Below are 830 nucleotides of genomic sequence, written 5' to 3' on the forward strand. Positions count from 1 at the left end.
CTTCGGAGATGCCGGAAACGACGTGATCGAGGTCGGAGCAGGCGACGACCGTGTCTGGGCAGGTGCCGGCGACGACACCGTGATTGCGACACTGAATGACGGCAACGACGTCTACTACGGCGAAGACGGCATCGACACGCTCGACTATGCAGCGACCAGCGCCAACCTCACGGTGGATCTCGGCAATGGCTTCAACCAGCGAGGCTCGGTCAGCGGCGGGACGACGGGCTCGGATACCTTCTATGGTTTCGAGAACTTCATCGGCGGTTTCGGCCACGACACGATCACGGCCTCGTCTGCGGTCAACGTCATTGATGGCGGGCTTGGCGACGATGTCTTCAAGTTCACCTCGGCCGCCAACGCCAATGGCGACACGATCTACGGTTTCCAGACCGGCGACCGGATCGACTTCACCGGCATGGGGGCGATGAAGCTCGAAGCCGGGCAGACGATCGATGCCATCGGCGACGTCACCATCACGCATGAAATGCGCGACGGCGAGGAGTTCACGGTGATCAGGGGCAATACGCAAGGGGACAATGCAGCGGACTTCGAACTCTCGCTGCACGGCCGTCACAACCTGACGATCAACGATTTCCTCGGCGTTTCCTGAGGACGACATGGCAGTACTGCCGGCCTGGCGGGGCCGGCAGACATACTTTTGAGTGGGGGAAGCCATGAGCAAGCAATCAAGCTACAAACTGTCCGGTATCGGCCTCGTGACGGGCTTCGTCTTCGGCCTGTCGGGCATCATCAATATCCTGGCGCTGACCGGCGCTTTCTACATGCTGCAGATCTACGACCTTGCCGCGACCAACATCACCTGGTGG

1 protein-coding gene is annotated in these 830 nt (G+C 60.7%); it reads left to right on the forward strand.

The window, feature by feature from the left end:
- Positions 1-613 (forward strand): calcium-binding protein (locus QWE_RS24270; RefSeq protein ID WP_006728825.1); only part of this gene is annotated, 613 nt, incomplete at its 5' end.
- Between the last annotated feature and the right edge of the window lie 217 nt (positions 614-830).

The organism is Agrobacterium albertimagni AOL15 (genome assembly GCF_000300855.1).
Classification (GTDB): domain Bacteria; phylum Pseudomonadota; class Alphaproteobacteria; order Rhizobiales; family Rhizobiaceae; genus Allorhizobium; species Allorhizobium albertimagni.